Source organism: Micromonospora sp. WMMD964 (genome assembly GCF_029581455.1).
Classification (GTDB): Bacteria; Actinomycetota; Actinomycetes; order Mycobacteriales; family Micromonosporaceae; genus Micromonospora.
Window position 1 is genome coordinate 2,402,674 of the sequence record NZ_CP120860.1, and the last position, 24,616, is coordinate 2,427,289.

A 24,616-nucleotide genomic window follows, 5' to 3' on the forward strand; every position below is an offset into this window, starting at 1 on the left:
GGTTCATCTCTCCCGGGGTGGTGCGGTGCTGCCGCGTGGTGTCAGGTGCGGCGTCTCGTCCTGCACCCGACCGGCCGGCTGGCCGCCGACGACGGCGAGAAGCTGGCGGGCGGCGTGCGCCCCGTACGCCGCGATGTCCCGACCCACCGCCGTCAACGGCGGGTGCACCAGACGGCACAGCGGCGAGTCGTCCCAGGCCACGATGGACAGATCCGCGGGCACGGTCAATCCCATCTCCTGGGCCACGGAGAGCCCGGCGACGGCCATCACGTCGTTGTCGTAGACGACCGCGGTGGGCCGCTGGGCGGAGCTGAGCAGCCGGCGGGTGGCCCGGCCGCCCTCCTCGCCGGTGTAGTCGGACGAGACGGTGACGGCGTCGACCAGGCCGAGCCGCTCGCAGACCGCCGTGAACGCCCCGGTGCGGATCTCGGTGTGCCGCAGGTCCGGCAGGCCACCGACCCGGGCGATCCGCCGGTGTCCGAGCGCGACCAGGTACTCCACCGCCTCGGTCAGCGCGGCGGCGTCGTCGGACCAGAGACTGGCCAGCGCGCCCGTGCCGCCAGGCCCGCCGATCACCACCGCCGGCAGGTGGAGCTGCTCCAACGCGGCTATGCGGCGGTCGTGGCTGCGCAGGTCGCAGACGAGCACCCCGTCCACCCGGCGCTCACCCCACCACCGCCGGTAGACGGCGATCTCGGCGTCGTGGTCGGGCACCACCTGGAGGGTCAGCGCGTACGAGCGGGCGGAGAGTTCCGCCTCGACGCCGCTGATCAGCGCCATGAAGAACGGCTCGACCCCGAGTGTCCGGGCCGGCCGGCACAGGGCCAGACCGACAGCGCCGGCGGTGGCGGCGGAGAGGGCGCGGGCGGCGCTGCTCGGGCTGAACCCGATCTCCGTGGCGATGGTCAGGATGCGCTGCCGGGTGGCCTCGGAGACGCCGGGCTGGCCGTTGAGCGCGTACGACACGGCGCCCTTGGACACCCCGGCGCGTCGGGCGACGTCGGCGATTGTCGGCCGCTTCACCGGTGTGCTCCTTCGCTTTCCGGCCGTTGACAGCCCTGATTCCGGACCGTACGGTGGCTCAGCTTATCCGGTTCAGTCAACGTCTTTCGATGCAGAAGGTGCGGTGGAATCGTGAGCCGACAGGCACTCTACGACGGTTGGACGCTGCGGGCCGCTCCCGGAGCGCAGGTGCCGACCGCTGTCGCCGGTCGGTCCGTGCCGGCGACCGTGCCGGGTTGCGTGCACACCGACCTGCTCGACGCCGGGCTGATCCCCGACCCCTACCTCGACGACAACGAGATCGCGCTGGCCTGGATCGGGCGCGCCGACTGGACGTACCAGACGATTTTCCACGTGCCGCGCGGCGACCACGACCGGGTCGACCTGGTCTGCGCCGGCCTGGACACCGTCGCCACCATCACCGTCAACGGCGTCGAGGTCGGCCGCACCGAGAACATGCACCGCGGCTACCGGTTCGACGTGCGGTCGCTGCTGCGCGACGGCGACAACGACCTGGTGGTCACGTTCGGCTCCGCGTACCGCTACGCCGAGGCGCACCAGGAGCGACTCGGCGACCGGCCGAACGCGTACCCGGAGCCGTTCCACTTCATCCGCAAGATGGCCTGCAACTTCGGCTGGGACTGGGGACCGACACTGGTCACCGCCGGCATCTGGCAGGAGATCAGCCTGCACGCCTGGTCCACGGCCCGGCTGGTCGGCGTCCGCCCGCTGGTCACGGTGGATGGTCGCGACGGCCGGGTCGAGCTGCACGTCGAGGTCGAGCGGGCGTCGGACGTGCCGCTGACCGTCCGCGCCGCCGTCGCCGGCGTCAGCGCCGAGGTGGTGATCCCGGCCGGTCACCGCACGGCCGTGCTCAGCCTCACCGTCCGCGAGCCCGCGCTCTGGTGGCCCCGGGGGTACGGCGACCAGACGCGCCACCCGATCGAGGTGACGGTGCACGGGCCGGACGGCGACACAGTGGACACCTGGTCGCACCGGATCGGCTTCCGCTCGATCCGACTGGACACCACGCCCGACGCGCACGGCACCCCGTTCGCGTTGTCGGTCAACGACGTTCCGGTCTTCGTGCGAGGGGTCAACTGGATCCCCGACGACGTGTTCCCCACCCGGGTCACCCGCGACCGGTTGGCCGAACGGTTCGACCAGGCGGTTGGGGCCAACGTCAACCTGCTGCGGGTCTGGGGTGGCGGCCGGTACGAGTCGGCGGACTTCTACGACCTCGCCGACGAGCGCGGACTGCTCGTCCAACAGGACTTCCTCTTCGCCTGCGCCGCCTACCCGGAGGAGGAACCCTTCGGCAGCGAGGTGGCCGCCGAGGCCGCCGAGCAGGTGACCCGCCTGTCGCCGCACCCGTCGCTGGTGCTCTGGACCGGCAACAACGAGAACATCTGGGGCTGGCACGACTGGGACTGGCAACAGCCCCTCGACGGACGCACCTGGGGGCGCGGCTACTACCTCGACGTGCTGCCCCGGATCGTCGGCGACCTGGACCCCACCCGCCCGTACTGGCCGGGCAGCCCCTGGTCGGGCACCGAGGCCATCCACCCCAACGACCCGGCGCACGGCACCACCCACATCTGGGACGTGTGGAACACCGACGACTACACGAAATACCGGGAGTACGTGCCGCGCTTCGTCGCCGAGTTCGGCTACCAGGCGCCACCGGCGTACGCCACACTGCGCCGGGCGCTGAGCGACGAGCCCCTCGCCCACGACTCACCGGGCATGGCACACCACCAGAAGGCCGCCGACGGTGACGCCAAGCTCCGACGCGGCCTGGACGCGCACCTGCCCGCCCCGGCTGACTTCGACGACTGGCACTACCTGACGCAGCTCAACCAGGCCCGCGCCATCCAACTCGGGGTGGAGCACTTCCGCTCCCACCGGGACGTCTGCGCCGGCACCAACGTGTGGCAGCTCAACGACTGCTGGCCGGTGACCTCCTGGTCGGCCGTCGACGGCGACGGCCGCCGCAAACCCCTGTGGTACGCGCTGCGCCACGCGTACGCCGACCGGCTGCTCACCGTGCAGCCCCGCGACGGTGGTCTCGCACTGGTGGCGGTCAACGACAGCGGCACACCCTGGCGGGCGTCGGCCTCGGTGACCCGGGTGACCCTCAGCGGTGAGCCCCGGGCGAAGAACTCACTCGATCTCGATGTCCCGGCGTACTCCTCGGTGGTGCTGGCGCTGCCGGTGGACCTGGTCCGGCCGGACGACGGCCGCCGCGAGTTGCTGGTCGCGGAGGCCGGTGACACCGCCGAACGTGCCCTGTGGTTCTTCGCCGAGGACCGGGACGTGGACTGGCCGGCGGCGGTGTGGGACGCGACGGTCGCCCCGGTCGACGGCGGGCAGCAGGTCAGGGTCACGGCCCGCACCGTGCTGCGCGACCTGACGCTCTTTCCGGACCGGCTGGACCCGTCGGCCACTGTGGACAGCGCCCTGGTCACCCTGCTGCCGGGTGAGTCGGTGCTGTTCACCGTGCGTGCCGGAGCCCCGCTGGACCCGGCTGCCCTGGCTGCCCGCCCGGTCCTGCGCTGCGTCAACGACATAACCCGACGCTAAGCGGACGACCGGGCGGCACAGCCCGCCGCGAGGTCGCGAGCCGAACCAGCCCGCCACTTGATCAACACCATTTTGCCGAAGTCGCGGTATCCAGATGTGCGGGATACCGCGACATCGCCGAACTCGTGTTGATCTAGCGGGTTTTCCGCGTCAAGTCGCGATGTCGGAATGAGGACTCTCCCGGCGTCACCGCACCTGCCACTCATGGCCAAGAATGGCGCAGGTCAACGGCGATCGTCACCGTCAATGGGCCGGATAGCCCGGAAAGGCCGCCGTTCCTGCCGCCGACCGATTGCTGCGCAGCGTCCGATATCGACGGTACCGTTCACGGGACCCGAAACTGGCATTCGTGGACTGGTCGTCACGGCTGCGCATCGGCAGGGGAGGTGCCGGGTTGACGGATGGTTCGAACCCAGCGGCCGACGGCGCGCCGGCCGGGCGACCGACATCAGCGCGCGGTGGATCGGCTGCTGCGACGGTTGCCCAGTGGGTGGAGGTGCACCGGTTGGCGGCGGTGGGCCAGGAGCTGGCAATCGCCCGGCACGTCGGCGATCTGGTGGCGAGGGTGTGGCTGCCCAGGTCGCGGTTCGCCGACGTGGCGAGGTTGGCGAACGCGACGTTGACTCTCGGCCCGGACGCCGGCGCCTTCTATGACCTGGGATGGACCCAGTCATCCACCGGGCAGCCTCGAGAGGCTCTGGCGAGCTACGAGCGGGCCCTGCACCTGTACCGCGAGGCCGGTGACCGCGGCAACGAAGCAGCAACCCTCGCCAACATCGGCCTCGTTCACCACAGCCTCGGCGATGCGAGGCAGGCTCTGGCCTTCTACGGGCAGGCCTTGCCCATCCAACGGAAGGTCGGCGACCGCGGGGGCGAGGCGAACACTCTCAACAACATCGGGGGTGTGTACAACAGCCTCGGCGATGGGGAGCGGGCTCTGGCCTACTACGGGCAGGCGCTGCCCATCCGGCGTGAGGTCGGTGATCGTGGTGGCGAGGCGGCGACGCTCAACAACATGGGCGGTGTGTACGACAGCCTCGGGGACGGGGAGCAGGCCTTGGCCTACTACGGGCAGGCGCTGTCCATCCGACGTGAGGTCGGTGATCGTGCCGGCGAGGCGACGGCGCTCAACAACATCGGTGGTGTGTACGACAGGTTCGGGGATGGGGAGCAGGCTCTGGCCTACTTCGGGCAGGCGCTGTCCATCCGACGTGAGGTCGGTGATCGTGCCGGCGAGGCGACGGCGCTCAGCAATATCGGCGCTGTGTACGACAGCCTGGGGGATCGCGAACAGGCTCTGGCCCACTACTCGGAGGCTCTGCCGCTCCGACGGGAGGTCGGCGATCGGGCTGGCGCTGCGATCACCCTCAACAACATCGGTGCGATCCGGTTCCGCCAAGGCGATCTTGCTGGGGCGAAGGACATCCTGGAAGAAGTGCTTGAGGTTTTCCGCGTTGTCGGCGACCGCAGATCCGAGGCGACGGCCAGCGCGAATATGGCGGTCCTGCTCGAAAGGATGGCGAGAGTGGACCAGGCCATCGAGTTCCAGCGTCGCGCGGTCACCCTGGCCGAGCAGACGAGCGATCCCGATCTGGGCGAGTATCGGGCATTCCTCAGCCGGTTAGAGGAAACCAAGGGGAGTTGAACGGTGGGCACTATCGGTGCGGGAGGGGACCAACGGTGAGTGAAATGATCACTTATGAGCTGGAGATCTTCGAGCGGACCTCCGACTACTCCGAGCTGCGCCTGTCCACCGGCGGTGGCCAACCGAAGACCCGTGGGGTGGACAAGGTCGCCATCAATGAGCTGATCAACCTGGTGACACGGCACTACGGCCAGCACTCGGTCGCTCCGCAGGTCTTCGGCTCACCACAGCTCCGCAACCTCGGGATGAGGCTGGCCGCCTTCCTCGACGGCGACGAGCGGTGGCTGACCCCGATCCTGCACCAGCCTCCCGGCAGCACGCTGCGGATCACCGTCGCGGGCCGGCTACGACACCTGCCCTGGGAGTTGCTCGCCGTGGACGGGACGCATCTGACCGTCTCCAACCAGGCACCGCTGTTACCGGTACGGGCCGTCGGCACGAACACGGCCTTCAAGGGTCCGGTCACGCCCGGGAACCGACCCCTGCGGGTGCTGTTCATGGCCGCCTCCCCCGAGGGTGTCGAGCCGGTGCTCAGCTACGAGGCAGAGGAGGCGGCCATCCTGGCCGCCACGTTCCGAACCGGTGCCGAGTTGGTGGTCGAGGAGAGCGGCACCCTGGAAGGGCTTCGCTTCCTCAGCCGGGACTACGGCGCGGGATACTTCGACGTTCTCCATTTGAGCGGCCACGCCACCATCAACAGTGACGGTCAACCCGTCTTCCTGGTGGAGAACGAGTTCGGCGAGCGCGTCGATGCCACCGCCGACGAGATCGCGCACGCGATGGCCGGGCACTGGCCCCGCCTGATCTTCGTCTCCGGCTGCCTGACCGGGAACGCCCCGGGTGCCGGCGCCTTCCCCTCGATGAGTGAGAGCCTGGTGCACTCCGGAGCCCCGGCCGTGTTGGGGTGGGCGCTGCCGGTCGGCGACGTCTCCGCGACCGACTTCGCCGCCGAGCTCTACCGGTCACTGGCTGACGGCGTGTCCCTCGACCGGGCCATCATCGAGGCCCGCCAACACCTGTACGCGCGGAAGCGCGGCAACTGGCACCTACTGCGCGTCTACGCCGACCGGTCGCCACTCGCCCCGATGGTCACGCCGCTGATCACCAAGGGGCGCGCGCGAGTCCAGATCCGTCCGGCCGATCGGGAGTTCCTGGACCCGCAGACCCAGTTGTCCCGGGTCGCCGCCCGCACCGCCTTCGTCGGACGGCGACGAGTCATCCAGCGCTGCCTGCGTACCCTGAAAATGCCCTTGGGTCTGGACGGCGCAGCCGAGGCCCTGGTCCTGCACGGCATGGGTGGTCTCGGTAAGAGCAGCCTCGCCTCCCGGCTGCTCGAACGCATGCCCCTCCACCAGCGTGCCGTCTGGTATGGCCGCGTCGACCTGCAGAGCTTCCGGGAGCTCACCACCAGGGTCCAGTTCCCGACGGTGGAGCAGCAGGTCGAGGCGGACAAACTGCTCGCCAACGACCAGGCGCCCCTCCTCGTCCGCCTGCGCCACCTGCTTCATGTCGACGGACCGCTCGGGCAGACCCCCTGCCTGTTCGTGTTCGACGACTTCGAGGACGGCAATCTCGACCAGCGCGACGGCGGCTACGTGCTCTCCCCGGAGATGGCCGACATCCTTCCGGCCCTCCTCCGAGCCATCCACGAGACCGGCAGCCCCAGCCGGGTCGTGATCACCAGCCGCTACCTCTTCCCCGCCCCCGCCGGGACGGCTGTCGCCGTCGAATCCCTCGAAACCCTCACCGAGATCGAGCAGACCAAGAAACTCGCGAACCTGCGCAACCTGCGCCCCGGCTCGCCGATCGACCCGGGTGTTCGCGAGCGTGCCGTCCACGCCTCGGCCGGGAACCCCCGCCTGCTCGACTGGCTCGACCTGATCGTCGACGACAGCAGCCTCGACATCGACGGTCTCATCACCGCCATCGAGGAGGAAGCCGACCGATTCCGCCGGGAGACCATCCTCGCGGCGAACCTGCTCGACTCCCAAGCCCTCGAGCTGCAAAAGATGCTCGCCAAGGTCAACGTCATCGACCTGCCCGTCCCCGCCGCGACCGTCAGGGCCGTCCACGACCATCCCGACGCCAGTGACCACCTCAAACGCGCCGTCGAACTCGGGCTCATCGAAGAAGGCACCGACCCGGAGACCCGCCGGCCTCGCTACTTCGTCTCCAACGTCCTGCGCCCTCTCGTCCGTCCGCTGCTCACCGAGGACGAATACGTCCAAGCCTGTGGCGCCGCCGCGCGAAGCCTCTACAAGCTCTGGGTCACCGACCTCGCGCCGTCCGGGTCTGCGGTATGACCATCGTCCGATGGGTAGAGGTGCACCGGTTGGCGGTGGCGGGCCAGGAGCCGACGATCGCCCGCGAGGTCGGCCACTCGGTGGCGAGGGTGTGGCTACGCACGTCGCGGTTCGCCGATGTCGCGGCCATCGCCAACGCCACCCTGAGTCTCGGGCCGGACGCCGGTGCCCTCTACGACCTGGGCTGGGCCCAGTCCTCCACCGGGCACCCGCAGCAAGCCCTGATCAGCTACGAGCAGGCCCTGCACCTGTATCGGGAGTCCGGTGACCACGGCAACGCCGCAGTCACCCTCACCAACATCGGTGGCGTCTACGACAACCTTGGCGATCTGAGGCGGGCGCTGGCCTACTACGAGCAGGCGCTGCCCATCCAGCGACAGGTCGACAATCAGGCCGGTGAAGCGATCACCCTCAACAACATCGGACTCGCACACTGGAAGCTGGGGGACCGGGAGCGGGCGCTGACCCACTACGAGCAGGCGCTGCCCATCCAACGGGAGGTCGGCGACCGTGCCGGCGAGGCGAGCACCCTCAACAACCTCGGCTTCTTCTACCTCGGGATCGGGGACGGGGAGCGGGCGCTGGCCTACTACGAGCAGGCGCTGCCCATCCGGCGGGAGGTCGGCGACCGAGCCGGGGAGGCCGTCACCCTCAACAACATCGGCCTGCTCCACAAAGGGCTTGAGGATCGGGATCGGGCCCGCGCCTACTACGAGCAAGCCTTGATGATCACGCAGGAGGTCGGCGACCGCGCGGCCGAAGCGGTCACCCGGTTCAACATCGGGATGCTGCATCGGGAGGAGGGCAACCTCGACGCCGCCATCCGCGAACTCGAAATCGTCGTGGACCTCGACCGCCAGGTCGACCACCCGGACCTGGCATCCGACACCGCAGTGCTCGAACAGGTACGCGGAGAACGAGCACGGACTCCGGACGTGACCTGACTCGGTGTCCGTCGCCCGCTGACGTCATGCTCTCCGACTCGCGAGCGCCCTCCGTCGGGAGATCCGCGCAACATCCCGGATGTTGCTGCCTCCCGCGCGCCGCAGGCAGCAACATCCGGGAAGTTGCTCGAACCTTGGTGCCGGGGTGCCGGGGTGCCGGGGTGCCGGGGTGCCGGGGTGCCGGGGTGCCGGGGTGGCGGGGTGCCGGGGTCGCTGATCGAGCGGTGGGCGCGACGGAGCGCCACGCCCACCGCTCGTCGAAGTGATCCGTGGGTCAGGCGCGGGCGGCGGCGAGCACCTGACCGACCAGGGCGCCGGAGGTGCCGGAGCGCTCGTACTCGGGCCGGTTGAGGCTGCCGCCCATCAGCGGTGCCGGGTTGCGGTGCACGGCCGGGCTGTCGGAGCTGACCAGGGCCGCGAAGTGGTACTCGTCGGCACCCGTCGCCTCGACGATCCGGGTGATGTTGCGCGGGGTGATGCCACCACCGGGCATGACGACGATCCGCCCGGCGGCCCGGCGTACCAGGTCGGCGATGAGCGGGGCACCCTCCAGCACGCTGACCTCCTGGCCCGAGGTGAGCACCCGGTGCACGCCCAGCTCGATGAGCTGCTCCAACGCCGCGTACGGGTCGCGGGTCATGTCGAACGCGCGGTGAAAGGTGATGCTGGCGTCACCGGCGGCGGCGATCAACCGGCGGGTGGTCGGCACGTCGACGTCGCCTTCGGCGGTCAGCGCGCCGATCACGACGCCGTGCGCGCCGGCGGCGACGGCGGCCTGCACGTCCCGCTCCATCGCCTCGATCTCGAACGGCGAGTAGATGAAGTCACCGGCGCGTGGCCGGACGATCACGTGCACCCGGATCCGGGTGACGGCGCGCAGTGTCGTCTCGATGGTGCCCAGGCTGGGGGTCAGTCCACCGTCGAAGAGCGCGGAGCACAGCTCCACCCGGTCGGCGCCGGCCTCCTCGGCGGCTACCGCCCCCTCGACGCTGTCGATGCAGATCTCGAATGTGCTCATGACTCTTCCTTCTCGGTGCGGAACGACACCGGCTTGATGGGAGGCGACGTCGCTTCGGTGTGGAACGACACCGGCTTGATGGGAGGCGACGTCGCTTCGGCGTGGAACGACACCGGCTCGATGGGAGGCGACGTCGCTCAGGTGCGGGACGATGCCGCGGTCCGGTCGATGACGGCCGTGACGGCGCCGACCGGTTCGCCGCCGCCGAGCACCGGCACCTGGCGCAGCGCGTCGGCTCCACCCACCGGTACGCCCACGGCGTCGAGGGCGGCGAGCGCGATGGCGGTGGTGGCTCGGGGCGAACCGTCGACCACCTTCACCGCGACGGCGTGACCGTCCGGGGCGGCCACCCCGAGAACGCCCTCGGCCCCGCCCTTGGCCAGGACACCGGGCAGCGCCCGCATCAGGTCGGTGTTGGGGTGCCCGTGCCAGCCGCCCACGTACTCCGGGAATCGGCGCATGGACTGCGCGACCAGCGCCTCGTCGCTGCCGTCGGGTGCGGTGACCAACGCCTGGAACGTGCGGGCCAGGCCCGTCAGCGGCAGGCCGAACAGGGGTGCGCCGCAACCATCGACGGCGTGATGCGCGAGGGGCGTTCCGGCCAGCCGGGCGACGGCGGCGGCGGTCTCCCGCTGAAGCGGGTGCTGCGGGTCGAGGTAGTCGTGCGTGCTCCAGGACCGCGCGACGGAGGCGACCAGCATCGCCGCGTGCTTGCCGGAGCAGTTCATCCGGATCCGATCGCGCTGCCCGCCGTCGCGGATCAGTCGGTCCCGGGTCAGCTCGTCCTCCGGCCAGTCCACCGGGCAGCCGAGCGCGTCCTCGGTCAGGCCCACACCGGCCAGCATCGCCCGGACCACCTCGACGTGCCGGTCGTCGCCGGTGTGGCTACCGGCGGCGAGCGCCAACGCCGGGCCGGTCAGCTGGTCGCCGGCCGCGACCCGGCAGGCCAGGGCCTGCACGGGCTTCAGGGTGGAGCGGGGGAGTACCGGCTCGTCGGGTACGCCGGCGGCGAGGACCACCTCACCGTCCGGTGCGAGCACCACGACACTGCCGTAGTGCCGGCTCTCGACGAAGCCGTTGCGGACGACCCGAGCCAGTTCGGCGTAACGGAAGATGGTCACCGGGGGGTGGTCCCTTCGATCAGCGGCGGGGGCAGGTCGGCGTCGCGTCCTGCCCGCCGGCCGCCGAAGCGGCCGTTGCGAGCCTGGAGTACGCGGGCGAACTTCGACAGCGAGGCGTTGACCACGAGGTAGATCAGCGCCACCACCAGGAACGTCTGGATCAGCAGATGGGTGTACGACGACAGCACCTGCCCGCTGTAGAGCAGCTCGGTGTAGCTGACCACGAAGCCGAGCGAGGTGTCCTTGAGCAGCCCGACCAGCTGGCTGACCAGGGACGGGGCGAGTTGGAGCAGCGCCTGGGGCAGGACCACGAATGCCATCACCTGTCCACGGCGCAGCCCGACGGCGAGACCGGCCTCGGTCTGCCCACGGTCGAGGGCCAGGATGCCGGACCGGAAGATCTCCGCGAACGCCGCCGAGTTGGACACCACCAGCGGCACCACGAGCTTCCAGAAGAGCGGGAAGTTCATCCCGTACTGCGGCAGGGCGAACAGCGTCACGTAGATGAGCAGCAGGGTGGGGACGGTTCGGAAGATCTCCACGTACGCGCCGGCCAACCAGCGCAACGGTCGGTGCGCGGAGAGGCGTCCGAGTGCCAGCAGCAACCCGAGTACGGCGCTGAGCACGGCGGTCGCGGCGGCGGCCCGCACGGTGGCCCAGAGCCCGTTGAGCAGGTACCGCCAGATCGGCCAGGTGGTGAACGGCTCCCACCGGGCGGCGGCCAACTCGCCGTGGCTGGCGAACTGGTAGACCGCCGCCACGGCGGCGGCGACCAGGAGGACGGCGCCCACCACTGTGGCGATCCGGATCCGCCGTTGGGCTCGCGGACCGGGTTCGTCGAAGAGGATCTGTTGCGTCTTGTTCATCGGACGATCGCCAGCCTTCGTTCGAGCAGGCCGGTGACCTGACCGATGATCAGCGCCAGCAGCATGTAGGCCAGGCCCGCGCCGGTGAACACGGCGATCGGTCGGGCCTCGACCAGGTTCACGTTGTTGGCCGCCTGGGTCAGCTCGACGACGCCGACGGCGGCGGCCAGCGAGGTGTTCATCAGCAGCGCGATGCAGATGTTGCCGATCGGCTGGATGACCGCCCGCAGTCCCTGCGGCAGGATCACGTGCCGCAGGGACTGCCCGAACGTCAACCCGATGGCCCGGGCCGCCTCGGCCTGGCCGACCCCGACCGTGTTGATACCGGCGCGGATCGCCTCGGCCAGGTACGCCCCCTCGTAGACCGCGATGACGATCGCGGCCGAGGTGAACAGCGGGAACGTGATGCCGATGGTCGGCAGGGCGAAGACGAAGAGCACCAGCAGAGCCAGCAGCGGCAGGTTCTGGAACACCTCGACGTACGCCGTGCCGATGGCACGCAACAGCGGGACGGGTGCGATCCGCAGCGTGGCGACGACGATGCCCAGCAGCATCGCGCCGACGGTGGTCACGACCGTCAGTTCGACGGTCGTGACCAGGCCGTGGCCGAGCTCGCTCAGGTGGGCGGTGAGGGCGTCCATCGGTACGGGAGGATTCTCAGGAACCGTCGGCGGAGCCGAGAGCGGGCGGGGTGGGCGCGCCACCCTCCACCACCGAGCCGAGGGTGCCTTCCCAGACCTTCGCCCAGGTCCCGTCGGCCTGGATCTTCTTCAGCCAGTTGTTGACGAACTCCTTGAACTGCGCGTCCTCCCGGTTGAGGCCGATGCCGTACGCCTCGGTGGTGAACGGCTCGCCGACCACCTTCATCCCCGGGTTGGCCTTGGCGCCGGAGGCGAGCAGCGTGAAGTCCTGCACGTACGCGTCGCCGCGCTTCTGCAGCAGCGCCTGCAACGCCTGCGGGTCGGTGCCGAAGGCGATCTGCTTCGAGCCGGGAGCGGCCGAGGGCAGCGCGGTGACCGCCGGGGTGTTCGCCCCGACGATGACGGTCTTGCCGGCGAGGTCCTTGACGCTCTTGATCGAGGTGTCGTCCTTGCGGACCCCGACCGCGAGACCGGAGGTGAGGTACGGTCCGGCGAACGCGACCTGGGTGGCCCGCTGCGGGGTGATCGTGTAGGTCTGGAAGACGGCGTCGACCGACTTGGCCTGGAGCATGGCCTCCCGGGTCTGGGTGCCGATCGTCGTCGTCTTCACCTCGGGCTTGCCGATGATGTACTTCGCCAGCAGCTTCGCCATGTCGGCGTCGAAGCCCTCGATGGTGCCGGTGACCGGGTTCTGCTGGGCGAGCAGAGGCGCGTCCAGGGACCCGCCGATGTTCAGGTAGCCGCGCTTGCGGATCGCGTCCATGGTCGAGCCGGCCGGGATGTCCGCGTCGCTGGCGACCGGGGCGGCGTCGTACACCGACTGGGCGACCACGCCGTCGCCACCCGGGCCGGGGTTGCCCGGCAGCGTCGGCGCGCTGCCGCCGCTGTCACCGCCGCAGCCGGTGGCGGCGAGGGCCACCGCCACGGCGGTGGCGGTGAGGGCGAGCGAGCGCCGCCCGGTGAAGCTCATCTTGAGGATTGACATGACACCCTCCCGTTGGGGGCTAGTGCTGGAGGATCTTGGCAAGGAAGTCGCGGGCCCGCTCGGTGCGCGGAGCTGCGAAGAATTCGTCGGGGGCGCCGGATTCGACGATGCGGCCGTCGTCCATGAAGACGACCCGGTCGGCGGCTCGGCGGGCGAAGCCCATCTCGTGGGTGACCACGATCATGGTCATCCCCTCGCTGGCGAGGGAGACCATCACGTCGAGCACCTCGTTGACCATCTCCGGGTCGAGCGCGGAGGTCGGCTCGTCGAAGAGCAGCACCTTCGGTCGCATGGCCAGCGCCCGGGCGATCGCGGCCCGCTGCTGCTGCCCACCGGAGAGTTGGGCCGGGTGGTGGTTCGCCTTGTCGGCGATCCCGACGCGTTCGAGCAGGGCCATCGCCTGCTGTCGCGCCTCGGGACGGGCGATCCTGCGGACCCGGGTGGGGCCGAGGGTGACGTTGTCCAGCACCGTCTTGTGCCCGAAGAGGTTGAAGGACTGGAACACCATGCCGACGTCGGCGCGCAGCCGGGCCAGTGCCCGCCCCTCGGTCGGCAGCGGCTCACCGTCGATCTCGATGCTGCCCCGCCCGGCCGTCTCCAGCCGGTTGAGGCAACGGCAGAGGGTCGACTTGCCGGAGCCGGAGGGACCCACCACGACGACCACCTCGCCGGCGGCCACCGTGAGGTCGATGTCCTTGAGCACGTGCAGTGGACCGAACCACTTGTTGAGGCCGCGTACCGACACCATCGGTCGGTCCGCACCCGTCGTCTCCGGTGCCACCAGACGGCCCTACTTTCTTCGACATTCAAACTAAGTAAGCTTCATATCGAACCAACAGCGCCATCTAAAGGTAGCCAACAAACTAAGTCAACCGGTTGCTTGAACAAACTGCGGATGCTAAGAACCTGACGTGACGATTGACGACGCGCCACGTGAAGCCCTCCGGGGTGGCCCTCGGGAGCTGCTGCGATGGGTGGCGACCGGAGCCGCCGTCAGTCGTGCCGACCTGTCCCGGCTATCCGGGCTCTCGCCCTCGACGGTCTCCCAGCGGGTCGAGGCGTTGATCAACCAGGGCTTGCTGGAGGAGACCGGTGCCGGGCGGTCCCGGGGCGGGCGGCGGCCCCGTCAGCTCGCCGTACCAACCGGCGGAGCCGTCGTCGGTGCCATCGACCTCGGCGCGCACCATGCGCGCATCGGCACACTGGATCTCTCCGGACGGGTGGTCCAGGCCCGCACCCTGCCGGTCCGCATCGAGGACGGCCCGGAAACCGTGCTGGGCGCACTGCTGGCCGAGGTCACCGCACTGGCCGGCGATGTCGCCTCAGCGGCTTCCGAAGGCAAGGCGGCCTCCGGCGGCGGCACGTCGGCCGCCTCCAGCGGCGTTCCCGGCGGCACGTCGGCCGCCTCCGGCACGTCGCCGGCCTCCGGCGGCGGGGCGACGGGCGCGTTGCGGGGTGTCGGCATCGGCATTCCCGGTCCGGTGCAGCACGCCACCGGCCGGATCGTCAGCCCGTCGCGGATGCCCGGCTGGAACGGCTTCGACGTCGCCGCGTTCTGCGCCGACCGGATCGACGTGCCGGTGATCGTGGACAACGACGCCAATCTGATGGCGCTCGGCGCGCACCGCACCGCGCACCCCCAGTTGGATCACGCCGTCTACATCAAGGCGGGCACCGGGATCGGCTCCGGGGTGATCTCCAGTGGACGGTTGCACCGGGGCGCCCAGGGGTCGGCGGGAGACATCAGCCACTGCCGGGTGGTGGCTGACCCCGCGCCGCTGTGCAGTTGCGGCAACGCCGGCTGCCTGGAGGCGGTGGCCAGCGGCGCGGCCCTGGTCACCGCACTACGCGACCAGGGCGTGCCGGTCGACGACCTGACCGGTGTGCTCCGCCTGATCGACGACGGTGACCGGCACGCCACGTCGCTGGCCCGGCAGGCCGGGCGGGCCATCGGCGAGATCCTGGCCGTCGTGGTCAACTTCTTCAACCCGCAGGTGGTCGCCATCGGCGGTCGCCTCGCCGACTGTGAACCCCTGCTGGCCAGCATGCGGGCCACCCTCTACGAGCGGTGCCTGCCGCTGGCCACCCAGACCCTGCTCATCGAACGGGTCGCCACCAGCCAGGACATCGGCATCACCGGCGCCGCACACCTGGTCATCGACCACGTCGTGTCCGCGCAACCATGATCGACACCAGTTCGCCGATGCGGCGGTATCCACGCCGCCCGGACGCCGCCACATCGGTGGTCGCGGGGATCGCCAGTGGCGTCGGCCGGCGCGAAGACGTGTTGATCTGGACGGGACACTCCTGACCCGGGATCGGCTGTCAGCCGGGCGCGACCAGGGTCCGGAAACGGCACTGCCCGGCCGAGCGCGTCTCCGCGCCGGCCGGGCAGCGATCCGGTCCTGATCAGTTGCCGGCGGTCAGGCCCTGCAGACCCTTGAGCATCTCGGCGAAGTCGAGGGTCTCCGCCGTCGGCGGCGTCTCGACGGTCACCGGCTTGCCGTAGTCGGTGTAGTCCATCAGCAGATCGCCCAGCGGGCCCATCTTCAGAGCCGCCCGGCGGGGCCGGTACTCCTCGTCGACCCACAGGTCGGTGGTGATCTCCTTGACGCCCATCTTGGTCATCTGCTGCTCGACGCCCGCCCGCAGCTTCGCGTCCATCTGCTGCAGGTGGGTCGCCACCGGGACGGTGACGGTGTAGTGGACGGTGGCCGCCCCGTTCACCGTCTCCTGCCCGATCACCTTCGTGCCCTCGGTGGCGAGCAGCGTCTTGACCTGCTTGGTCGGGTCGACGTCCTCGAACTGCTTGCCGAAGTTCATCCCCGCCTGCTCACCGGCCGCGCTCAGGTCCATCTTCATCCAGCGCTTGCCGTCCATCTCCGCGCGGTCCTCAGCCGGAATCTCGACGTAGACGACCCCGTCGATCATCCGGACGACGGTCGGGTCGCCCTTCGGGTCCTTCACCGTCATCTCGGCCTTGACCGGGTCGCCGAGGTCGATGACGCCGCGCATCTCGACCTTCTCGCCGCCGGCCGTGCCCGTCATGCTCACGGTCACCGAGTCGCTCTTGGTGGTGGCCTCGGCGGTCTTCTGCAGCGACCCCTTCAGGTCACTGGCCAACAGCTCCAGAACGCTGGGCTGCTTGGGGGCGTCGGACCCGCCGGACCCGCCGGACGTCGTGCCGCACGCGGAGACAGCGAGCGCGGTGAGCGCCGAGACCGCCACCGCCACGGACTTCTTGCCAAATGACACGTACACGCCTCTTCCCCGCAGGAATCCGGGCTCTCCCCGAATTGATCGACGACAACCTAGCCCACGCGACCGACATTCGCGGACCGCGTTCAGCCGTGCCTGTCGCGAGCGGCGGTTACTCCGGGACGCGGCGGTAGGCGCCGTCGCTGGCCGAGGTGGCCATCGAGGCGTACGCGCGCAGCGCCGCCGACACCGGGCGTTGCCGGGCGGTCGGAGTGTACGGCTTGTCGCGCTTCTCCTCGGCCACGCGTCGTGCCTCCAGTTCGTCCTCCGGCACGTTGAGAGAGATCGACCGGCTGGGGATGTCGATGACGATCTCGTCGCCGTCGTGGACCAGCGCGATCAGCCCACCCGAGGCGGCCTCGGGGGAGACGTGCCCGATGGAGAGGCCGGAGGTGCCACCGGAGAAACGGCCGTCGGTGAGCAGCGCGCAGGAGCGGCCCAGCCCGCGTCCCTTGAGGAAGGAGGTGGGGTAGAGCATCTCCTGCATGCCGGGGCCGCCCTTCGGGCCCTCGTACCGGATCACCACGACGTCACCGGCGACGACCTGCTTGGCGAGGATCGCGGTCACCGCGTCGTCCTGCGACTCGTACACCTTGGCGGGGCCACGGAAGGTCAGGCAGTCGTCCGGCACGCCGGCGGTCTTCACCACGCTGCCGGCCGGTGCCAGGTTGCCGTGCAGGATGGCCAGCCCGCCGTCGGCGGAGTAGGCGTGCTCGCGGTCCCGGATGCAGCCACCGGCCGCGTCGGTGTCCAGCGACGACCACCGGTTGGTGGTGGAGAACGGCTCGACGGTACGCACGCCACCCGGCGCGGCGTGGAACAGCTCGACCGCCTCCGGCTTCGGGGAGCCGCCGCGGACGTCCCAGTCGGTCAGCCACTGCGCCAGCGAGGGGGAGTGCACGGCGTGCACGTTCCGGTTGAGCTGCCCGGCCCGGTCCAGTTCGCCGAGGATCGCCGGGATGCCACCGGCCCGGTGCACGTCCTCCATGTGGTAATTCGGGGAGTTGGGCGCGACCTTCGCCAGGCACGGCACGCGCCGGGAGATCGCGTCGATGTCGGCGACGCCGAAGTCCAGCTCCGCCTCCCGGGCGGCGGCGAGCAGGTGCAGCACGGTGTTGGTGGAGCCACCCATCGCCACGTCCAGGGCGACCGCGTTCTCGAAGGCGGCCTTGGAGGCGACCACGCGCGGCAGCACCGAGTCGTCGTCGCCCTCGTACCAGCGCTTGGCGATGTCCACGACGGTCCGGCCGGCCTCGACGAAGAGCGACCGTCGTGCGGCGTGGGTGGCCAGGGTCGAGCCGTTGCCGGGCAGCGCCAGGCCGATCGCCTCGGTGAGGCAGTTCATCGAGTTGGCGGTGAACATGCCGGAGCACGAGCCGCAGGTCGGGCAGGCGGACCGCTCGATCTCACCGAGCTGCTCGTCGGTGACCGTCTCGTTGGACGAGGCGATCATCGCGTCGATCAGGTCGATCTTGCTGTGCACCACGCCCTCGATCGCCATCGTCTTGCCGGCCTCCATCGGGCCGCCGGAGACGAAGACGGTCGGGATGTTGAGCCGTAGCGCGGCCAGCAGCATCCCGGGGGTGATCTTGTCGCAGTTGGAGATGCAGACCAGGGCGTCCGCGCAGTGCGCGTTGACCATGTACTCCACCGCGTCGGCGATCAGCTCCCGGCTGGGCAGCGAGTAGAGCATGCCGCCGTGGCCCATCGCGATGCCGTCGTCGACAGCGATGGTGTTGAACTCCCGGCCCACCCCGCCGGCCTCCGCGACCGCGTCGGCGACCAGGCCACCCATGTCCTTGAGATGGACGTGACCAGGCACGAACTGGGTGAAACTGTTGGCGATGGCGACGATCGGCTTGCCGAAATCGTCGTCGGTCATCCCGGTGGCCCGCCAGAGGGCCCGGGCGCCGGCCATCGTCCGACCGTGTGTGGAAGTCCTCGACCGCAGCTCAGGCATGCATACCAGCATGACACCGCCGCCGCGAAGGCACTCCCCGGTGGGCGCCGTGTCCCAACAGATGCACACCCAGCCCCCCATCGCGTGCGCGCATCCGGCACTCTTGGAGGCGTGCATCTCCCCCCGGGCATGGTCGCTGTCGCGGTGCTCAGCGGGCTCGTCGCCGCCGTGGCCGTCGCGCTGCTGACCGTGATCGCCTGGCGGCGCACGGGGCCGCGTCGGCCGGCCCACGTGCTGCTCGCGGCCGCTGCCGGGGGAGCGTTTCTGAGCCTGCTGGTCGGGGTCCTCGCCGCGCTCACCGCCAACGACCACTGGGCCCACCAACAGGGGCAGCGCACGGGCTGGGCGACGGTGGTGGCGATCGGCACGGCGGTGAGCGGGCTGGTCTTCGCCGCCGGTCTGCTCCGGTTGCCCGGTGTGGCGGCGACCGCTACGGGAACGGCCCGGCTCGCCCTGGACGGGTTGGTCATGGCCGCCGCGCTGTGGTTCGTCGGTTGGGTGCTCTTCTCCGAGCCCACCCGGTTGCTCGGCGCCGCCACCCCGATGGCCTGCCCGGCGATCCTGGTCACCACGGTGAGCGCGGCCCTCGCCGCCGGGCTCGCCGTGATCGTGGTCTTCCGGGCCGCGAGCCCGCGTCGGCGGCTCGCCGCGCTCAGTGCCGGCATCACCGCCGTGACCTGCGGCGGGCTGGGCCTCAGCGCCGGGCTCTGCCAGGCCGGGCCGACGATGGCGTTGACCGGTGCGACGGTGCTCGCCGCCGGCCTGCTGACCGTCGCGTTCGCGATGCACCGGGCCGACCGGCCGGGCGAGGTCGAGTTGGACCTGATCGGTCGCGACGGCGAGTACGCGGTCGCCCCGATGCTGGCGATGGCCGCCTCGGCGATGTATCACCTCGGCCGCGACGGCCGGTTCACCGCGGCGGGCATCGTGGCCGGCAGCGTGGAGGGCTTCGCCCTGGTGGCGCGGCAATACCTCACGCTGCGCGACGTCCGGGGGTACGCGGACCGTCTGGCCGAGCGGGAGGCGCACTTCCGTGAGCTGGCGCACACCGACCCGTTGACGTCGTTGGCCAACCGGCGTGGTCTGCTCCGCGCACTGCACGAGAGTGCCGCGACGGGCACCCCCCGCGCGCTGCTCGGGCTCGACCTGGACGGCTTCAAGAACGTCAACGACATGCGCGGCCACGACGTGGGCGACGCGGTGCTGGCCGAGGTGGGCCGGCGGCTGCGCGGCAACCTGCGTCCCGGCGACGTGGCCGCCCGGTTGGGCGGTGACGAGTTCGCCGTCCTCATGCAGGGCCGTCCGGCCGAGGCGGACCGGGTCGCCGAACGGCTGCTCGGGGTGCTCAACCGGCCGTACGACGAGCCGGAGGGGCCGGTCTTCCTGTCGGTCAGCATCGGGGTGGCCGGCTGGGCCGGCGAACCGGACGTGGAGTTGCTGCTGCGCCACGCCGACCTGGCGCTGCGCTACGCGAAGCAGCGGGGCAAGAACCGCATCGAGCGCTACGACGCCACCTACGACCAGCTGCTGCGCCGACGTACGACGGTGGAGCACGAGCTGCGCGGTGCCGTCGACCGCGACGAGCTGAGTCTGGTCTTCCAGCCGGTGGCCTCCCTGCCGTCGGTGCGGCCGGTCGGCGCGGAGGCGCTCCTCCGTTGGCACCATCCCGAGTTGGGCAACGTCCGCCCGGACGAGTTCATCCCGCTCGCCGAGGAGTGCGGGATGATCGCCCCGTTGGGCGCCTGGGTGTTGCACCAGGCCTGCTACCAGCTCTCCCGGTGGCTGGCGGACGGGCACGACGTCTGGGTGTCGGTCAACGTGTCCCCGCGTGAGTTGCACGCCCCGGAGTACGTGGTGCAGGTCGCCGAGGCGTTGCGCGCCCACCACGTGCCGCCGCAGCGGCTGGTGCTGGAGGTCACCGAACACGCGGTCGCCACCGACCTGGACGAGTTGATCCGGCGGCTGACCGCGCTTCGGTTGACCGGCGTGCGGATCGCGCTGGACGACTTCGGGGCCGGCTACTCGTCGCTGGGGCAGTTGCGTCGGCTCCCGATCGACATCCTGAAGATCGACCACAGCCTGGTCGCCGAGCACGAGCCGGTCCGCCCGGTCGACCAGGACGGTCCGGCGTTCGCGCCGATGGTCGACATCGTCATGCGACTGGGGCACCAGTTGGGGCTGGAGGTGATCGCCGAGGGGGTGACCACGCCGACCGAGTTGGCCGCCGTGGTGGCCGCCGGGTGCCGGTTCGGCCAGGGCGCGCTGTTCGGCTGGGGGGTGCCGGCCGAGCACCTGGAGGCGATGCTGGAGGCGGCCACCTCACCGGGTGCGCGGCCCGCCCCGCCGCCCGCGCAACGCCGGAATCCGGGCGGGTCGGCGCAGCTCAACCCGCGTGTCGATGGCGCGTCGCAGGCCGACGCGCCGAACTCCGTCAACCAACATGTGGGATCAGTTGACTCATCGCGTGAGATGCGTCAGGCTTAGCCGCATGTCGTCGTACCGGTCGCTGCGAGTACTTACCTGAGCGCACTCTCCCTGATGAGAGTGCGCTGGCCCCGTGCATCTGCACGAGGGCCGTTTTTATTGCCATCGGAACCTGGCGAGGCGGGCCCCGCCCGTGTCGCAACGCTCGACTAGCCACCAGCCACTCCAGCCGAAGGCCAGAACCGTCATGACGAGACCCACGCCCGAGACCCTCGCCCACACCGCCCGCCGGGCCCGCGCGGCCGCCGAGCCGACCGTCGACGTCGACCCGGCCGCCGCACGCAGCGCGGTCACCCCGGCCGTTCCGGCGGTACGGCCCTCCGCTCCCGCCCAGGTCTCCGGGGCCGGCTCGCTCGTGCGGTCCCTCGAAGCGCTCGGCGTCGACGTCGTCTTCGGCATCCCGGGCGGCGCGATCCTGCCGGCGTACGACCCGCTCTACGACTCCACCGTCCGGCACATCCTGGTGCGCCACGAGCAGGGCGCCGGGCACGCGGCGACGGGGTACGCGCAGGCCACTGGCAAGGTCGGTGTCTGCATCGCGACCTCCGGTCCGGGCGCGACGAACCTGGTCACCCCGATCGCCGACGCGTACATGGACTCGGTCGCGATGGTCGCGATCACCGGGCAGGTGGCCCGCCCGTCGATCGGCACCGACGCCTTCCAGGAGGCGGACATCCAGGGCATCACCCTGCCGATCACCAAGCACAACTTCCTCGTCCAGAACGCCGAGGAGATCCCGCGGGTGCTGGCGGAGGCGTTCCACCTGGCCAGCAGCGGGCGGCCCGGTCCGGTGCTGGTGGACATCCCCAAGGACGTGCTCCAGGCGCCGACCACCTTCTCCTGGCCGCCCACGCTGGACCTGCCCGGTTACCGGCCCACCCTGCACCCGCACGGCAAGCAGATCCGGGAGGCGGCGCGGCTGATGGCCGGGGCCCGCCGGCCGGTGCTCTACGTCGGCGGTGGGGTGCTCAAGGCCGGTGCCACCGACGGGCTGCGCCGGTTGGCCGAGTTGACCGGCATCCCGGTCGTCACGACGCTGATGGCGCTCGGCGCCTTCCCCGACTCGCACCGGCAGCACCTGGGGATGCCCGGCATGCACGGCACGGTCGCGGCGGTCTACGGCCTGCAGAAGTCGGATCTGATCGTGGCACTGGGCGCGCGGTTCGACGACCGGGTCACCGGCAAGCTGGACTCGTTCGCCCCGGACGCGACGGTGGTGCACGCGGACATCGACCCGGCGGAGATCGGCAAGAACCGGCACGTGGACGTGCCGATCGTCGGCGACGCCAAGCACGTCATCGACGAGCTGATCGCCGCCGTCACGGTCGAGCGGTCGGCGGGGCGCACCACCGATCTGGGCGACTGGTGGACGCAACTGGACGACCTGCGCGACCGTTACCCGCTGGGTTACGACGAGCCGTCCGACGGCACGCTCTCCCCGCAGTACGTGATCAAGCGCCTGGGCGAGATCGCCGGCCCCGACACGATCTTCGTGGCCGGGGTGGGCCAGCACCAGATGTGGGCCTCCCAGTTCATCTCCTACGAGAAGCCGCACACCTGGTTGAACTCCGGCGGCCTCGGCACGATGGGCTACGCGGTCCCGGCGGCGATGGGCGCGAAGGTCGGCAAGCCGGACACGGTGGTCTGGGCGGTCGACGGTGACGGCTGCTTCCAGATGACCAACCAGGAGTTGGCCACCTGCGCGCTGGAGGGCATCCCGGTCAAGATCGCCGTGATCAACAACGGCAATCTCGGCATGGTCCGGCAGTGGCAGACGCTGTTCTACAACGAGCGCTACTCCAACACCGAGCTGGGCACCCACAAGCACCGCATCCCCGACTTCGTGAAGCTCGCCGAGGCGTTGGGCTGCGTCGGCCTGCGCTGCGAGAACGCGGCCGACGTCGACAAGACCATCGCCGCCGCCATGGAGATCGACGACGCCCCGGTGGTGATCGACTTCGTGGTCGGCAAGGACGCGATGGTCTGGCCGATGGTCGCCGCCGGCACCAGCAACGACGAGATCATGTTCGCCCGCGGCGTCCGCCCGGTCTTCGACGAGGACGACATCTAGTCATGAACGAATGCACCGAGCGCAGCGAGGGCCGTGAGGGCATGAAGAAGGAGACGCAGTGACCATGCACACCCTGTCCGTGCTCGTGGAGAACAAGCCCGGCGTGCTCGCCCGCGTCTCCGGCCTGTTCTCCCGCCGCGGGTTCAACATCGACAGCCTCGCCGTCGGCGAGACCGAGAACCCGGACGTCTCCCGGATCACCATCGTGGTCAACGCCGAGTCGTCGCCGTTGGAGCAGGTCACCAAGCAGCTCAACAAGCTGGTCAACGTGCTGAAGATCGTGGAGCTGGATCCTCAGGTGTCGGTCGCCCGGGAGTTGCTGCTGGTGAAGGTGCGCGCCGACCGGGCCGCGAGATCCCAGGTGCTGGAGACGGTCAACCTGTTCCGCGCCCGGGTGGTCGACGTCGCACCGGACACGCTGACCATCGAGGCCACCGGCACTCCTGACAAGCTCGACGCGTTGCTGCGCGACCTCGAGGCCTTCGGCATCAAGGAGATGGTCCAGTCCGGGTTGGTGGCGATCGGGCGCGGCTCGCGCTCGATCACCGCCGGTCCCGCGCTACGGGCCGCCTGACCGCCACCGGTCGGCCCCGGCGGGCCTCCCGGACCCCAACCACACAGACCACGACGGGCCGCCCCGGCCGTCGTACGAAAGGGAAGTTTCTCATGAGCGTTGAGGTGTACTACGACGACAACGCCGACCTCGGCCTGATCCAGGCCCGGAAGGTCGCGGTGATCGGCTACGGCAGCCAGGGTCACGCCCACGCGCTGTCGCTGCGTGATTCGGGCGTCGACGTGGTGATCGGTCTGCCGGAGGGCTCGAAGAGCCGTCCCAAGGCCGAGGAGCAGGGCCTGCGGGTGCTCACGCCGGCGCAGGCCGCCGCCGAGGCCGACGTGATCATGGTGCTCGCGCCGGACACCGCCCAGCGCAAGCTCTACACCGAGTCGATCGAGCCGAACCTCACCGCGGGCAAGGCGCTCTTCTTCGGCCACGGCTTCAACATCCGGTACGGCCTGATCAAGCCGCCGGCCGAGGTGGACGTGGCGATGGTCGCCCCGAAGGGCCCGGGTCACCTGGTCCGCCGCCAGTACGCCGACGGCAAGGGCGTGCCCTGCCTCGTCGCCGTCGAGCAGGACGCCAGCGGCAACGCGTTCGCGCTCGCCCTCGCGTACGCCAAGGGCATCGGCGGCACCCGGGCCGGCGCGATCAAGACCACCTTCACCGAGGAGACCGAGACCGACCTCTTCGGCGAGCAGGCGGTGCTCTGCGGCGGTGCCTCGGCGCTGGTGCAGACCGGTTTCGAGGTGCTCACCGAGGCGGGCTACGCCCCGGAGGTCGCGTACTTCGAGTGCCTGCACGAGCTGAAGCTGATCGTCGACCTCATGTACGAGGGCGGCATCGCGAAGATGCGCTACAGCATCTCCGACACCGCCGAGTACGGCGACCTCTCCCGTGGTTCGCGCATCATCGACTCCCGCGTGAAGGACGAGATGCGCAAGATCCTCGGCGAGATCCAGTCCGGCGAGTTCGCCCGCGAGTGGGTCGCCGAGGACGAGGCCGGTCGGCCCAACTTCAAGAAGTGGCAGGCCGAGGGTGCGGCGCACCCGATCGAGGAGACCGGCAAGAAGCTGCGCGGCATGATGAGCTGGGTCGACCGCCCGATCACCGAGACCGCCTGACGGGTTCGACCCGCAATGGTCCACCGGCGGCCGGCGATCGTGCGCTCTCCCCAGC

The 24,616-nt window shown here is 70.4% G+C and carries 18 protein-coding genes; 9 read left to right on the top strand and 9 right to left on the bottom strand.

The window, feature by feature from the left end; translation table 11 throughout:
• Positions 1–3: 3 nt before the first annotated feature.
• The gene (locus O7616_RS11250) at positions 4–1,023 is read right to left on the bottom strand and encodes a LacI family DNA-binding transcriptional regulator (RefSeq protein WP_282306757.1); all 1,020 of its coding nucleotides are present in this window, start codon (positions 1,021–1,023) and stop codon (positions 4–6) included.
• A 111-nt stretch (positions 1,024–1,134) separates the two neighbouring features.
• Between O7616_RS11250 and O7616_RS11255 the strand changes: the two genes are divergently transcribed.
• From O7616_RS11255 to O7616_RS11270, 4 genes are all read left to right on the top strand, one after another.
• Positions 1,135–3,585, top strand: a complete 2,451-nt coding sequence (locus O7616_RS11255; protein ID WP_282306760.1) for a glycoside hydrolase family 2 protein — start codon at positions 1,135–1,137, stop codon at positions 3,583–3,585.
• 394 nt (positions 3,586–3,979) lie between these two features.
• A complete protein-coding gene (locus O7616_RS11260) occupies positions 3,980–5,230 on the top strand; it encodes a tetratricopeptide repeat protein (protein WP_282306761.1) in 1,251 nt (416 codons plus the stop codon).
• 44 nt (positions 5,231–5,274) lie between these two features.
• The gene (locus O7616_RS11265) at positions 5,275–7,533 is read left to right on the top strand and encodes a CHAT domain-containing protein (RefSeq protein ID WP_282306762.1); all 2,259 of its coding nucleotides are present in this window, start codon (positions 5,275–5,277) and stop codon (positions 7,531–7,533) included.
• A complete protein-coding gene (locus tag O7616_RS11270; protein ID WP_282306763.1) occupies positions 7,530–8,477 on the top strand; it encodes a tetratricopeptide repeat protein in 948 nt (315 codons plus the stop codon). The genes O7616_RS11265 and O7616_RS11270 overlap by 4 nt, the downstream gene beginning before the upstream one ends.
• Before the next feature lie 274 nt (positions 8,478–8,751).
• Here the strand turns inward: O7616_RS11270 and O7616_RS11275 are convergent, their stop codons facing one another.
• The 6 genes from O7616_RS11275 to O7616_RS11300 form a co-directional block, all read right to left on the bottom strand.
• A complete protein-coding gene (locus O7616_RS11275; protein WP_282306764.1) occupies positions 8,752–9,495 on the bottom strand; it encodes a copper homeostasis protein CutC in 744 nt (247 codons plus the stop codon).
• Between the two features lie 137 nt (positions 9,496–9,632).
• The gene (locus O7616_RS11280; RefSeq protein WP_282306766.1) at positions 9,633–10,616 is read right to left on the bottom strand and encodes an asparaginase; all 984 of its coding nucleotides are present in this window, start codon (positions 10,614–10,616) and stop codon (positions 9,633–9,635) included.
• Positions 10,613–11,482 carry an amino acid ABC transporter permease gene (locus tag O7616_RS11285; RefSeq protein WP_282306768.1) on the bottom strand — a complete coding sequence of 290 codons (870 nt, stop codon included), beginning with the start codon at positions 11,480–11,482 and terminating at the stop codon, positions 10,613–10,615. The genes O7616_RS11280 and O7616_RS11285 overlap by 4 nt, the downstream gene beginning before the upstream one ends.
• Complete coding sequence (locus O7616_RS11290) at positions 11,479–12,123, bottom strand: amino acid ABC transporter permease (RefSeq protein WP_282306770.1); 645 nt, start codon at positions 12,121–12,123, stop codon at positions 11,479–11,481. Before O7616_RS11290 ends, O7616_RS11285 begins: the two co-directional genes overlap by 4 nt.
• Positions 12,124–12,139: 16 nt before the next feature.
• Positions 12,140–13,108 (bottom strand): glutamate ABC transporter substrate-binding protein, encoded by a 969-nt coding sequence (locus tag O7616_RS11295; protein ID WP_282306771.1) that lies wholly within the window; start codon positions 13,106–13,108, stop codon positions 12,140–12,142.
• A 19-nt stretch (positions 13,109–13,127) separates the two neighbouring features.
• Entirely contained in the window at positions 13,128–13,856 is a 729-nt protein-coding gene (locus O7616_RS11300; RefSeq protein WP_282307591.1) for an amino acid ABC transporter ATP-binding protein, read from the bottom strand.
• 163 nt (positions 13,857–14,019) lie between these two features.
• Here O7616_RS11300 and O7616_RS11305 point away from each other — a divergent pair, with 163 nt between their 5' ends.
• Positions 14,020–15,294 carry an ROK family transcriptional regulator gene (locus O7616_RS11305; RefSeq protein WP_282306772.1) on the top strand — a complete coding sequence of 425 codons (1,275 nt, stop codon included), beginning with the start codon at positions 14,020–14,022 and terminating at the stop codon, positions 15,292–15,294.
• A gap of 223 nt (positions 15,295–15,517) precedes the next feature.
• Here the strand turns inward: O7616_RS11305 and O7616_RS11310 are convergent, their stop codons facing one another.
• On the bottom strand, positions 15,518–16,363 hold the full coding sequence (locus tag O7616_RS11310) for a hypothetical protein (RefSeq protein ID WP_282306774.1): 846 nt from the start codon (positions 16,361–16,363) through the stop codon (positions 15,518–15,520).
• 115 nt (positions 16,364–16,478) lie between these two features.
• On the bottom strand, positions 16,479–18,326 hold the full coding sequence (gene ilvD, locus O7616_RS11315) for a dihydroxy-acid dehydratase (RefSeq protein ID WP_282306775.1): 1,848 nt from the start codon (positions 18,324–18,326) through the stop codon (positions 16,479–16,481).
• Between the two features lie 111 nt (positions 18,327–18,437).
• Here ilvD and O7616_RS11320 point away from each other — a divergent pair, with 111 nt between their 5' ends.
• The 4 genes from O7616_RS11320 (at position 18,438) to ilvC (ending at position 24,561) form a co-directional block, all read left to right on the top strand.
• A complete protein-coding gene (locus tag O7616_RS11320; RefSeq protein WP_282306777.1) occupies positions 18,438–20,810 on the top strand; it encodes an EAL domain-containing protein in 2,373 nt (790 codons plus the stop codon).
• Positions 20,811–20,997: 187 nt separating this feature from the next.
• Positions 20,998–22,881 (top strand): acetolactate synthase large subunit, encoded by a 1,884-nt coding sequence (locus O7616_RS11325; RefSeq protein ID WP_282306778.1) that lies wholly within the window; start codon positions 20,998–21,000, stop codon positions 22,879–22,881.
• 58 nt (positions 22,882–22,939) lie between these two features.
• Positions 22,940–23,455 carry an acetolactate synthase small subunit gene (ilvN, locus tag O7616_RS11330; RefSeq protein WP_088991111.1) on the top strand — a complete coding sequence of 172 codons (516 nt, stop codon included), beginning with the start codon at positions 22,940–22,942 and terminating at the stop codon, positions 23,453–23,455.
• A 92-nt stretch (positions 23,456–23,547) separates the two neighbouring features.
• Complete coding sequence (gene ilvC / locus O7616_RS11335; RefSeq protein ID WP_269680709.1) at positions 23,548–24,561, top strand: ketol-acid reductoisomerase; 1,014 nt, start codon at positions 23,548–23,550, stop codon at positions 24,559–24,561.
• The last annotated feature ends 55 nt before the right edge of the window (positions 24,562–24,616 follow it).